General features: G+C 49.5%; 11 protein-coding genes and 1 pseudogene. 6 read left to right on the top strand and 6 right to left on the bottom strand.

Going from position 1 to position 12,706, the window contains the following annotated elements:
* Position 1: 1 nt before the first annotated feature.
* From ABD031_RS06335 to ABD031_RS06320, 4 genes are all read left to right on the top strand, one after another.
* Positions 2–1,075: an agmatine deiminase family protein gene (locus ABD031_RS06335; protein ID WP_343849549.1), complete on the top strand. Its 1,074-nt coding sequence runs from the start codon at positions 2–4 to the stop codon at positions 1,073–1,075.
* Between the two features lie 502 nt (positions 1,076–1,577).
* Complete coding sequence (locus ABD031_RS06330; protein WP_343849547.1) at positions 1,578–1,877, top strand: GIY-YIG nuclease family protein; 300 nt, start codon at positions 1,578–1,580, stop codon at positions 1,875–1,877.
* A 535-nt stretch (positions 1,878–2,412) separates the two neighbouring features.
* The gene (locus tag ABD031_RS06325) at positions 2,413–3,225 is read left to right on the top strand and encodes a DUF2490 domain-containing protein (protein ID WP_343849545.1); all 813 of its coding nucleotides are present in this window, start codon (positions 2,413–2,415) and stop codon (positions 3,223–3,225) included.
* A gap of 77 nt (positions 3,226–3,302) precedes the next feature.
* Positions 3,303–4,175 carry an alpha/beta hydrolase gene (locus ABD031_RS06320; RefSeq protein WP_343849544.1) on the top strand — a complete coding sequence of 291 codons (873 nt, stop codon included), beginning with the start codon at positions 3,303–3,305 and terminating at the stop codon, positions 4,173–4,175.
* Positions 4,176–4,274: 99 nt separating this feature from the next.
* Here the strand turns inward: ABD031_RS06320 and ABD031_RS06315 are convergent, their stop codons facing one another.
* Genes ABD031_RS06315 through ABD031_RS06300 form a run of 4 tightly spaced genes read right to left on the bottom strand, consistent with a single transcriptional unit; the run spans position 4,275 to position 8,617 of the window.
* Positions 4,275–4,949: an ABC transporter ATP-binding protein gene (locus ABD031_RS06315; protein WP_343849541.1), complete on the bottom strand. Its 675-nt coding sequence runs from the start codon at positions 4,947–4,949 to the stop codon at positions 4,275–4,277.
* Positions 4,950–4,957: 8 nt separating this feature from the next.
* Positions 4,958–6,214, bottom strand: coding sequence for an ABC transporter permease (locus ABD031_RS06310; protein ID WP_343849538.1), 1,257 nt, complete (start codon positions 6,212–6,214; stop codon positions 4,958–4,960).
* Positions 6,211–7,353 (bottom strand): efflux RND transporter periplasmic adaptor subunit, encoded by a 1,143-nt coding sequence (locus ABD031_RS06305; RefSeq protein ID WP_343849537.1) that lies wholly within the window; start codon positions 7,351–7,353, stop codon positions 6,211–6,213. The genes ABD031_RS06310 and ABD031_RS06305 overlap by 4 nt, the downstream gene beginning before the upstream one ends.
* Before the next feature lie 55 nt (positions 7,354–7,408).
* Complete coding sequence (locus ABD031_RS06300) at positions 7,409–8,617, bottom strand: serine hydrolase domain-containing protein (protein ID WP_343849536.1); 1,209 nt, start codon at positions 8,615–8,617, stop codon at positions 7,409–7,411.
* A gap of 78 nt (positions 8,618–8,695) precedes the next feature.
* On the opposite strand from ABD031_RS06300, the gene ABD031_RS06295 reads away from it, so the two are divergent.
* Complete coding sequence (locus ABD031_RS06295; protein WP_343849534.1) at positions 8,696–9,535, top strand: alpha/beta hydrolase; 840 nt, start codon at positions 8,696–8,698, stop codon at positions 9,533–9,535.
* Between the two features lie 24 nt (positions 9,536–9,559).
* On the opposite strand, the pseudogene ABD031_RS06290 reads toward ABD031_RS06295, so the two are convergent.
* Positions 9,560–10,020: pseudogene (locus ABD031_RS06290) on the bottom strand (SRPBCC domain-containing protein).
* Positions 10,021–10,228: 208 nt separating this feature from the next.
* On the opposite strand from ABD031_RS06290, the gene ABD031_RS06285 reads away from it, so the two are divergent.
* Entirely contained in the window at positions 10,229–11,662 is a 1,434-nt protein-coding gene (locus ABD031_RS06285) for an alpha-L-fucosidase (RefSeq protein WP_343849532.1), read from the top strand.
* 74 nt (positions 11,663–11,736) lie between these two features.
* On the opposite strand, the gene ABD031_RS06280 is transcribed toward ABD031_RS06285, so the two are convergent.
* Positions 11,737–12,510 carry a hypothetical protein gene (locus ABD031_RS06280; protein ID WP_343849530.1) on the bottom strand — a complete coding sequence of 258 codons (774 nt, stop codon included), beginning with the start codon at positions 12,508–12,510 and terminating at the stop codon, positions 11,737–11,739.
* Positions 12,511–12,706 lie beyond the last annotated feature (196 nt).

Here is a 12,706-nt window from a genome sequence, read left to right as displayed (position 1 = left end):
GATGAGAGACATCTTTGAATTGGCCCGTACAGGGGCTGCGACTCCGGCTGAACTGGGCTATTATTTTCCGGCTGAGTTTGCACCGCAGGAATCCATGTGGCTGAGTTGGCCGCATAAGGAGGAATCTTGGCCGGGTAAGATCGACACGATCTATGGTCCCTATGCCCAGTTTATCAAGGAAGTGGCCAAGGGACAAAAGGTCAATATCAACGTGGCTGATGAAGCCATGAAGGCATTTGCTTTGGCACATCTTCAGAAAGCCGGAGTGGATTTGTCGAAGGTGAAATTTCACCTTTTCCCAACCAATGATGCCTGGTGTCGCGATCACGGCCCCGCATTTCTGATCAATCCAAAAGCCGAGCAAAAGAAAGCCCTCGTCAAGTGGGAATACAATGCCTGGGGGGAAAAGTATCCCCCCCATGACTTGGACAACCTGATCCCGCTGCACATCGCTGCAGAGCTGGCAATCCCTTGCTTCCGTCCCGGAATCGTCATGGAAGGCGGTTCGGTAGAGTTCAACGGAAAAGGTACATTGTTGACCTCGACGGCTTGCCTGCTCAACGAAAATAGGAATCCGCAACTCAGCCAAACCCAGATCGAAAAATATCTCTCGGACTACTACGGAGTAAAGCATATCCTGTGGGTAGGGGACGGCATTATTGGCGACGACACGGATGGGCATATCGATGATATTACACGATTTGTCAATGAAGACACCGTGGTGACTGTGGTGGAGGAAAACAAAGCCGACGAAAACCATGAGATCCTGGACGACAATCTGAAGTTGTTGAAGCGGATGCGTCTGGAAAATGGCAAGCAGTTGAACATCGTGGAGCTCCCGATGCCGAGTCCGGTGATCTGGGAAGAGCAGCGATTGCCGGCTTCCTACGCCAACTTCTATATTGGAAATGAGGTGGTTGTGGTACCGACTTTCCGCGACAAAAATGACCAAAAAGCCTTGGATATTCTGACAGGGTGTTTTCCCGAAAGAAGGGTCGTAGGGATCGACTCGACGGACATCATCTGGGGATTGGGATCGTTTCACTGCTTGAGTCAGCAGGAACCTGCGGTCTGACGTCCTTGCGAGGGGCTTTCCTGAGGCTGAAACTGGTTTAGGAGTTTTTGTGCCCGAAGCAATCCCAAGTTTTTATAATGAGACTGCTTCGATCGTGCCTCACTCGCAGTGACGATTAAGACTGGGAGACTGCTTCGTTCTTGCCTCACTCGCAGTGACGGAGACGTCCTTGCGAGGGGCTTTTTTTGAAGTTGAAAGTGAATTGGAAGTTTTGTGCCCCGAAGCAATCTCAAGGTTTAATAATGAGACTGCTTCGTTCGTGCCTCACTCGCAGTGACGATTACGACTGGGAGACTGCTTCGTTCTTGCCTCACTCGCAGTGACGGAGACGTCCTTGCGAGGGGCTTTTTTTGAAGTTGAAAGTGAATTGAAAGTTTTGCGCCCCGAAGCAATCTCAAGGTTTAATAATGAGACTGCTTCGTTCGTGCCTCACTCGCAGTGACGTTTCTTAAATATAGGCACGGACCAAGTAGATAGTTTGGATTTTTTTTTGCTGAATACTATGAGAAAGGGCGGTGCAGTTTACATTATGACCAACTCCCATCACACGGTATTATACACCGGTGTTACCAATGATTTGATTCGTAGAGTTTATGAGCACCGAAATAACTTGGATCCTACGTCATTTTCAGCCAGATACAATGTGAATAAGTTGGTGTATTTTGAGTCTTTTCATTCTATTGAGGAGGCTATCTCAAGAGAAAAGCAAATCAAGGGAGGAAGTCGGAAAAAGAAGGAGGATTTGATTAAATCAACTAATCCTGATTGGAGAGATTTGTGGGATGAAATTCAAAACTGGTAGCCCCTTTATTTTGAGGAGATTTTTTTGCGTTTTGGTTACCGCAGAGCATTGTTAATGTCCAATATTGAGACTGCTTCGTTCGTGCCTCACTCGCAGTTACGGAGACGTCCTTGCGAGGGGCTTTTCCTGAGACTGAAAAATTGAATTGGATGTTTTTGTGTCCCGAAGCAATCTCAAGTTTTTATAATGAGACTGCTTCGTTCGTGCCTCACCGCAGTGACGAAGACGTCCTTGCGAGGGGCTTTTCCTGAGACCGAAAAATTGAATTGGATGTTTTTGTGTCCCGAAGCAATCTCAAGTTTTTATAATGAGACTGCTTCCTTCGTGCCTCCCTCGCAGTGACGGTTCTGCCTGGGAGACTGCTTCGTTTGTACCTCACTCGCAGTGACGGAGGCGTCCTTCTCGCGGTGAAGATGCTGCCAGGCTTCCCGTTTCCGAGATTTCCCTGAATTTCTGAAAGAATTCTTCCAAAATGTGGGGATATTGGAGTTTAGAAATCTTTTTCCTCCCAACCCTAAAATCCACCATTTGAACAATGAAAATGGAATTTTTTAGAAAATGGTACCAGTTGTTTTTGTGCCTTGTTTTTTTGCAAGGGTTTTCTACCGAAGCTCTTGCCCAGCTTGGGAGCAATTCCCAGGAGGTTTGGCCTGCGGTGGAAGTCTTTTATCGGCTAAACCAACGATCTAGATTTCTGGCAACTTTGTCAGGTACCAAATTGGATAAAACCAGCTATGCCGACGGGGGTGTCGGTATTTTCTATGACCATTTTACTTTTCCCCCGAGAATCGCCCAGAAGTTTTTGACCCATCGAAACGACAGCTTGCCGGGCAAATACCTTTGGCTGCGGATGGGCTATCAGTTTACCAATTCCTCCAAGAGCTCGGAGAAAGATCTGAACAATCATACTATCGTCACGGAGGTAAATAGCCGAACCTATCTTCCGGCAAAGTTTTTGGGTACGCTGAGAAACCGCGTAGATTGGCAGTTTATCAATGAGGACTTTCAAGTGCGGTATAGACCCAGGATCATCTTGGAGCGGGATTTTCGGACAGAATACCTGTTTTTCACCTTCAGGTCTTTCGCGGAATATTTCGTTTACTTTGGAGATCCGGACAGCAACCGATTTCGGGTACAGCTTGGTGCCGAGATCAAGGTCGCACGAAATCTGGACTATGAAATCTATTGGAATCACCAATTTAAATACGACCATCAGCCGGATGCAGTGGATGCTTTTGGGATGAATTTGAAGTTCTATTTTGTGAAAGGGGTCAGGGTGATGGAATGGGAAAAAATCTTTCCCAAAAAGAATAAAGCGGGGTCCGATAGCCCGGATGCTCCTAACTAAACAATCTGCATTAGCCAATGAAAAGGTTTTACGGAAGCAACTTCAAACTTTTTATACTTTGCAGTAAAATACGACCAATGAAAATCCAAAACCTTGTCCTAGGGTTTCTTTTAGTGTCTCTCTCTTATTCTTGCGCCTTCCGGCGGATTAGCCGGACCAAGGAGATTACTTACTTGCAGGCAGGCGATTCAATCCCCGAGAAGCAACTCAATGTTTTCGCCCCGAAAAAGGAGGGTAATTATCCTGTGCTATTATTTGTTCATGGAGGTAGCTGGAACAGTGGGAAGAAAGAAATCTATGACTTTTTTGGAAGTCGAATGGCGCGCAGAAAGGTTGTTACGGTCGTGATAGATTATCCCTTGGCACCCGACTATAAGGTCTATACGATGGAAAAAGCGGTAGTCCAGGCTGTCAATTGGATAGAGGAAAATATCGAAGGATATGGAGGAGATCCCGAGCAAATCTATATTTCAGGGCATTCCGCAGGAGCCCATTTGGCAGCGCTGACCGCAATGAAAGCCAGCCTTTTTCCCGAAGGGACTCCGATCAAAGGAGCGATTCTCAACGATCCCGGGGGCTTGGATATGGATCGGTATCTCGCGGATTCGGGGCAGACTACCGGTAAAAAATACCTCAAAGCTTTCACCCAAGATCCACAGGTTTGGAAGGAAAATTCCCCCATTAATTTTCTCGGGAACACCGACGTTCCGATGATTATTATGGAAGGAGGGAATACCTATCCTTCGATCACACAGACGGTTGGGATTTTCCGGAAGGCGGCTGAGGAGAAAGGCATTCCTTTGGAATACTCCTTTTACCCGAGAAAGCATCATATTCCGATGATGACGCAGTTCTTTTTCACCTGGACGAGAGGGTATCGGGATGTGTTGGGGTTTATTGAAGAGCAGGGTCAGTCTCAGAAGGCAGTGATCGGTCCCAGTGTTCAATAAGCGCAGTCATCTCGACGTTAGGAGAGATCTTTACAAACATATCGCTGCTCCACATGATAAGATTTCTCCCTACGGTCGAAATGGCCCTCCTGTTCATGCTCACTGCCTGATAACCCTTCCGTCCTCCATCTCAATCGTCCGATCGGTACCTTCGGCAAACTCCGGGTCATGGGTCACGATCAGCATCGTTTGCTTAAATTGCTGTGCCATTTCACGGAATTTGTGAAAAACGATGTCAGAGTTTTTCTTGTCGAGGTTTCCAGTCGGTTCGTCGCCCATGATTAGGAGTGGGTCGTTGATCAATGCTCTGGCAATGGCTACACGTTGTTTTTGCCCGCCCGAGAGCTGGTTTGCCCGCTTGAGCGCGTGATCCTGCATGTCAAAAAACTTGAGCTTTTCCATCGCCCGATGTTCGAGTTCATCGCGCGAATGGATCCCGAGTTTCAGGCCTGGAATCAGGACATTTTCCAAAACCGAAAACTCGTTGAGCAGGTAGTGGAACTGAAATACAAAACCGATTTTGGCATTTCGAATTTGCGCCAAATAGTTTTTTGGTTTGCCGGAAATCATCTCCCCGTCCATGTGCATTTCGCCTTGATAGTCCGTGTCCATGGTGGACAGGATGTAAAGCAGGGTTGATTTTCCACAGCCTGATTTGCCCACGATAGAGACGAACTCACCCTTTTCGACCCCAAAACTGACCTTTTTCAGTACTTGCGTTTTGGTGGGATTGTAGAAGAATTTGTCGATATTTTTTGCTTCGAGTACTGGCATCTGCTGTGTTATTTTCCACGGATAATCTCGACAGGATCTACTCCGGAGGCTTTTCGGGCGGGAAAAAATCCCGCGAAATAGGTGGTGATCAAACTGAAAGTACCTCCGATGATGTAGTATTTTGGATTGTAGTCCACGGGAAAAGTCTTGATGGTGGGGAGCGCCTCGGTCTCAAAAGGAACCTGGTCAATGGCCAAGCCTGCGAGGAACCCAAAGACCAATCCCAAAACCCCTCCGACGATTCCGATGGTCAGTGCGATGGTGATGAAAATCCGGTTGACGTCACTGCTGTTGAAGCCGATGGCCTTTAGGATGGCGATGGTGTCGAGTTTTTCGTAAATCATCATGTTCAGGATATTATAAATCCCAAAGCCCGACACGACCAACAGGGTGATTCCGACCGCATAGCTGATCATGGAGCGTATTTGGGTTCCAGTTTCGAATTGCGCATTCACGGTCTGAATATCGTCCGCATCGATCTGGTAAATGTTCCGCAGTTCACTGGCCATGGCAGGGGCGATGGCGAAGTCGTTGAGTTTTACCTGGATATCGGTAATGTAGGAGGCAGGTTCGCCAAGCATTTTCTGGACGGTGTTGATTGACGCGTAGCTGTTGGAGTTGTCAAAATCCCCCAGTCCACTCTGGAAATAGCCAACCACCTTGAGCTGAACCCGATTGCCCTGCGCGGTGGTGACCTGAATGACGTCACCGATATCCGCCAGCATTCGATCGGCGGCTCCTTTTCCCAAAATGATGGTGTTGATTTGATTGAGGTCTTCATAGTTTCCCGCTGTGACATAGTCGGAAAAGGCAAAGAGTGCGGCTTCTTTTTCCACGGCAATCCCATTGACAATTCCCGTGAGGTCGATAGTGCCGACATTGAAGAATACCTGCGCTGCAATCTTGGGACTGACGCCCAAAACACGGGGATCAGCTTCGAGATTTTGGATGATGGAGGCGCTGTTGTGGATCGAAAGCCTGCTGGTGCTGGGTTTGATAGAACGAATGATGTTGAGACGGTCTTTAAACTCCTCGCTTTGGTCGATGGGCTGATTGGGGTTGGGCTTGATTTCGTTATAAAACCGGATGTGGGGTGTCCGGTTGAGAACCAAGCCATCGAGCATGGAGTTGAGTCCGTTCATGAAGCCCAGCAAAGCCACAAACATGGTGATGCTGAACATCACGCCGGTGGCTGCAATCAGCGTCTGCTTCATCCGCGCGAGCATCAGGGCCTTGGCTATCTCGATGATCAACGTCCACTTCATTTTCCGGGCATGATCAGTTGGGTGCTTGCGGTGATTCCTTCCAAAATCTCTGCGTATTCATAGGTTTTGATGCCGAGTTTGACGGGAAGGGTGTCTTCCTCGAAGGTGATCACCCATTGGTCTTTCAGGACGTAATTCCTTGGAATGATCAGCGCATTTTCTTTGGCTTGGGTGATGATGTTTGCTTCCAAAGTCAGGTTGGGAAAGAGTGTCGGCGGTGCCTTTGTGAACTCGGCTTCGACAGTAAAGGTCTTACTTTTGGAATCCATAATCGGGTAGATCTTGGTTACTTTTCCCTCAAAGACTTCATCTCTGAAGCTGTCCATGGTGACTAAGGATTTCTGCCCAAGCTGGACTTTGGCGATGTCGTATTCGTCCACCTGCATCTCCAAAAAAAAGTCTCCAGTTCGTCCCAACACCGCCAAAGGGGTCTGTGGCGTGACCATTTCACCTTTTTCCTTCAGGATAGAAAAGACCACTCCGTCAAGCGTACTCCGGAGCAAGTAGTCATTTTCCATGACCTGACTGATCGCCAGACTTTTGCCTGCACTTTGGGAGTTGTAGGCAATTTCCCGCTTGAGATCGCTTTGGTGGAGTAGGGCGGATTCGTAGCTGGTTTTGGAGTTTTTGTAGCTCAGCTCTTTCTGCTCCAGATCCACTTCCGTACCGATACCTTTGTCCCACAGGTTTTTGGTGCGAACCCAAATCAGAGAATCGTTGTGAAGCTTGCTTTTCGCCAGTTCGATAGCCAGTTCCACGTCTCGGAGCCTTGTCTGATTGGCCTGCTGATCCGCAAAATCGCGAGCTAAAAGCGCATTTTCCCGGCGGAGCTTTTCAGCTTCGTTGTAGATCATCAGGATCGGCGTACCGACTGTTACCGTATCTCCTTCTTCTACATAGACCTCTTGAATCGGCCCGTTGGCTGAGGTGAACGCTTCGTATTGATCCCTGGCTTTGATGATGCCGGAGGCATAAACGGACTCGGTGATGGGTTGGACTTTGGGAGTGATGGGGTCTGGCTCGGAAGATCCGCAGGAGAAAAAGACTGTTCCCAAAATCATCCAGACCGACAAATGGCAAAGTGCTGGTTTGTGAAAACCTGAATTGACCATGGTTTTTGCGAGTGAATTGGAATTCAAAGTAGGGATTTTTCAAGTTGAATCAACGGAGTTTTACGATAATTGAGCCGCGCTCCTAGTCTATTGCCTGATAGACCATCTGACGAAATTTGTTTTCGTAGAAACCGCTGAAAGGATTCATTTGAGTCATGAATACTGCCACCATTTTTTCCTCGGGGTCGATGAAAAAATAGGTGCAATAAGCTCCGCTCCAGTAGAAGGTGCCTTCGGAACTTAGGGCTTTCGAATCTGCCAAGTCATCCACGACCGCAAAGCCCAGCCCAAAACCCTTCCCCGGATCTTGGAAGAGATCGCCGCTTTGGTTGATCCGCATGATATCCACCGTCTTGGGACTGAGAAATCGCTTGCCCTTCCATTCGCCCCCGTTGAGCATCATCTGTGCGAAAAGCGAGTAGTCCGCAGCGGTAGAAAAGAGCCCGTGAGTACCTCCGAAGACCGTGTTGCCGGAGGTAGGCGTTTGCCGCTCGGACTTGATCAAGACTCCGCTGTCGTCGTAGTTGTGGACTTGCATCATCCGCTTTGCCTGTTCCTCGCTGAGATTGTAGCCAGTATCTTTCATGCCCAGCGGCTCAAAGAGGCGGGTTCTGAGGAATTCCGCCGGACTCATTCCAGAGAAGACTTCGATCAGGCGGGCCAGGATGTCAGGTGAAGCGGAGTAGTTCCACTTTTCTCCCGGATGGCTGGCCAAAGGCTGGGCCGCAAGGGCTTTGACCCGCTCTTCGATAGTCTTCGGGCTGGAAACATAAATGGCCTCCCGGACTTCCTCGTCCAGTTTGGTCGGGCCGATGCCATGGAGAAATCCCGCCGTATGGCTCAGCACTTGGTCGATGGTGATCTGGGATTTAGCTGGCTCCAGACCGGAGGCGCTGCCGATTTCAGGGTCTTTGACCACTTTCATGTCCTTGAATTCGGGGAGGTATTTGGAGATCGGGTCGTTCAAAAAGAAATAGCCTTCCTCATAAAGCATCATGAAGGCCGTACTGACGATGGGCTTGGTCATGGACTGGATGAAGAAGATCTGGTCGCTGCTAATCGGAGTCTTAGTAGAACGGTCGCTGTAGCCCAGCGCCGATTCGTGGGCCTTCTCTCCGTCTTTGTAGATCAGGGTGACCACTCCCGGAAGTCGGCCTTGGTCTATTTCGTTTTGATAAAAAGCGTCATAGCGTGCCAGTCGCTCAACGGACATGCCGTTTTGCGCGAATGCTGATGCGGTGAGGAGGACGGAAAAGAGTAGGGTAAAAGTAAGGCGGAGATGGTTATTCATGGGTTTAGGTGCAGTTTATCACCAAGTTAACCGAATCGTTTTTCTTTTTGCTATTTTGAAACCCAGAATCCGAAACTGATGAAACACCTCGAATCCTCCTACACGACGCACGATGGGCTAAAGCTCTACCTCCAGGCTTGGATGCCCGAACAGCCTAGAGCAAGCTTGTTGCTCGTGCACGGACTGGGCGAGCACAGCGGCCGCTACGCTCGCTTGGTCGAAAGGCTGACGCAAATCGGAGTTGCCGTTTTTACCTTTGATGGGCGAGGGCACGGGAAGTCTGTCGAGGGGAAGCCCGATGCCTATTTCGAATCAGCGGAGGATTATTTGGAAGACCTGGATATTCTTTTTGGAAAGGGCAAAAGCTATCTCGAAGGCTTGCCGGCTTTCCTCTTCGGGCACAGCATGGGTGGAGGATTGGTTGCCGCCTATGTGTTGAAATACCAACCTGAGGCGGCAGGCGTGATCTTGAGTTCGCCGGCGATTGTCGAGGATCCCGGCACCCCGGCTTTGCTGAAAGCGGTAGCGGGATTGGTGAGCAACTATTTTCCCCGCCTCAAAGCACTGAAGCTGGACCCGAAGATGATCTCGCGTATTCCCGAAGAAGTGGAGGCCTACCTCAACGATCCCCTGGTCTATACCCAGCCTGTTCCTGCGCGGACGGGGCAGGAGCTTTTCTTGCAGATGAAATATGTGCAGCAAAACGCCGGGAAATTCCAACTTCCAGTACTGATCCTTCATGGCTCAGCTGACCGTCTGACCAATCCCAAAGGCTCAGATTTGCTCTTCCAAAAGGCTGCTTCCAAGGATAAAAGGCTGGAAATCTTCGAAGGCGGATACCACGAACTGATCCGGGATTTGGAGAGTGAAAGATACCTGGAGACGATCGTGGATTGGGTTCGGGACAGGCTGGACTGATCGTTTTGGGGGAGTGTCTCTGTCTTATTGACTCATCTTTTTCAACTCCTCTTCCAGCCGATCCATGTTCTCCTCGTTCTTGTCCAAGACGTACTTCTTGAGCTTTTCGCATTCTTCGGGAGTTTCAAAAAGTTGCTTGAAAGTAACCCTCGTTTGTTTCGCGTCAATCTCCTCAAAGGTCGCCAAGATCTGAAAGAGCGGCTTGGAATGGCGTTTCCAGGCAATCAGCTTAGGTTTTTCGATCTTGATGAATTCGCAACTGTTCTCAAAATTGCCCTGCGTGGGGGCGTGCATGTGAAGGTCCATCTTCCTCCCACCCGAAAATCAAACTCGTGAAAGGTGTTGGTGAAACCGGCGGGCCCCCACCAGTTTTTGAAGAGCTCGGGTTCTGACCAGGCGCGGAAGACGAGTTCCTGGGAAAAGGGGAGTACCCGGCTGCACACGATTTCCGTATCTGGGTTAGTTTGGAGGATTTCACTGCTCATGGCTGCTTGGTTTGGGAGGATTAAAATAGCGGTTTTCGGACAGAAATCTCATGGGATGCATTGCCGCTGCCCGAGTGCCCAGCTTTCCCAGAAGCTGGAATTTGAAAACCCTACCAGTCGTCCCGGTTTTAATTGCCCAGTTCCGAGACCGGGCTTACCTTTAACAGTTGAAGTTTCTTCAGATTTTACATCTTCGATTTACATTCCCATGCCTAAAAAGTCCCTCGGGCTGCTCTTCTTAGCCCTTGCATTTTCCTTTGGCCTTCGCGCCCAAAACACCCTTCATCCCACCTCCCAAGACTATCAGTATCCCAGCGAACCCGAAGTTTTGGAAAAGCTCGAGCAGTGGCGGGATCAGAAGTTTGGCATCCTGATCCACTGGGGCATCTATGCAGTGCCCGGTATCGTCGAGTCCTGGAGCATCAACAACGAGGACTGGATTCGTCGCAAGGACACCACCCAAACCTACACGGACTACAAGGAGTGGTACTTTGGACTGAAGGATGAGTTCAATCCCCAAGGCTTCAACCCGGAGCAATGGGCAGATGCCGCTGCCAAAGCGGGGATGAAATACGTGGTCTTCACCACCAAGCACCACGATGGTTTCAACATGTTTGACACCCAATTCACCGACTACAAGATCTCCGATGGGCCGTTTAAAAACCACCCCAAGGCTGATGTCGCCAAGTATGTCTTTGATGCCTTTCGTGCCAAAGACATGATGATCGGTGCCTATTATTCCAAGCCGGACTGGCACTCCCAGTACTTCTGGTGGGATTATTATGCGACTCCAGACCGGAATGTGAACTATGACATCCGCAAAAATCCGTGGAGATGGAATCAGTTTAAGGAGTTTACCTACAACCAAATCAATGAGTTGACGACTCACTACGGCGACATTGACATCCTTTGGCTGGATGGGGGATGGGTGCGTCCCCGCTCCACGGTCAACGAGGAAGTGCTGAGCTGGGGTGCGCCGATTCCGGAGTTTGACCAGGAGATCAATATGCAACGGATCGCCGAGATGGCCCGAAAAAACCAGGAGGGCATCCTCATCGTGGATCGCACGGTGCATGGGCCCTTTGAAAACTATCGAACTCCCGAGCAGGGAATCCCGGCGACCATGTCTGCTGATCCCTGGGAGAGCTGCATCACTTTGGGTGGCGCTTGGGGATATGTGCCAAATGACAAGTTTAAGCCTAGCCGCAAAGTCATCCATCTGCTCGTCGAGATCGTAGCCAAAGGCGGTAACCTGCTCTTGGGAGTTGGGCCTACAGCGGATGGGGTGTTTTTGCCAGAGCAGGTCTCCCGATTGGAGGAGATCGGAAACTGGCTGGAAGTAAACGGGGACGGCATCTATGGCACCCGAGCTATCGAAGACTTCAAGGAAGGGAAGATCTATTTCACCCAAGGAAAAGAAAAAGAGATGTATGCGATCCTGCCTTTGGAAGAAGGAGAAAAGCTGAGCAACACAATTTCCTGGACGCTCAATGCTCCCTCCAAGGGAGCCAAGATTCAGGTTTTGGGGGAGAAAGGAAACCTCAAATGGAAGACGGAAGATGGGAGGACCATTGTGACGGTTCCCAAAAATCTCCAGCAAAAGCTCAGCTCTACGCCTGCAATTGTCCTGAAGTACAACTAGGGGAGCTTTTTCTCCCAGATCAAAAAAGCCGATAGAAACACGTCTCTATCGGCTTTTTGCTTTCTGATGCTTGGCTATTTTTTTGGATGTCCGGACAGGAAAAGAAGATGCGCCGGGCCAGATTTAATCCGCTCGACTTTCCAGATAAAGGAGTCTTGGTTTTCGACTTTCCCGATCAGTTCGCGCATCTCCGATACAGAATAGGTTCGCAAAGCCGAAACGATTCCATCCCACCAAGTGAAGATCGGTACGAGGGGAATCGGGTAGGTGAAGAGCAGTCTGCCCCCGGAGAATGGGCGGATAAAGGGAGTGGTGAGCCATACCGTCAGCGGGGAAAAGAACATGGCCAAGATGCTGGGGACCGAGCGCTCCTGCCCCTCGGCGATGAAGATGGCCTGCTTGGCGTCCACCGCATTCTGGAGGATTTGGACTGCATCTTCGGGTTTGAAATGGTGAAAAGAGAGAAACATCGTCCGGATGCCCTTGAGTTTTTTTGGGACATCTCTAGCATCTACCGACGCAGGGATCGCCTCGAAGTTCCTTGCTTGGCTTTGGGTATGCTGAAAGGCTTTGTGATTGGGATAGAGGTCGGTGAGGATAAACTTGACCTCAGGGTTGATTTTCAGCAGGTCTTCATTGAGGGAAAGCAAGCCGCCTCCGCCGCCAGAACCCAAATCGACGATCTGCTTGGTATCGGAGCTTTTCAGCAAAACATCCAGCTCCTGCGCCAAAGGCGAAAACATCCGGGTTTTGTTGGTCAGAAACTGGAGAAAATCGGTCATGTAGTTTCGGATCCTGACCGGAAACCAAGCCTGATCCTCCCATTCAAATAGATGAATTCGGCTCATTTTGAATTCGTTTGGAGTTTTTGCTTACCGCACATGCTGCCCAGGTCTAATTTAGAGAATTATCTTTTCAAGATGGAGATTTCCGAACGAGGCTTGGGCTTAGATCTCTACGGTAGCAATGATTCTGTCGGATATTCTAATGCTTTAGACCGCTTATTAACTAACCAATGTCGAACGTCGAAAAAGGTCGAATCCC

Origin of the sequence: Algoriphagus jejuensis (assembly GCF_039523455.1) — a bacterium.
Taxonomy (GTDB): domain Bacteria; phylum Bacteroidota; class Bacteroidia; order Cytophagales; family Cyclobacteriaceae; genus Algoriphagus; species Algoriphagus jejuensis.
This window is presented reverse-complemented; position numbering and strand designations above follow the sequence as displayed.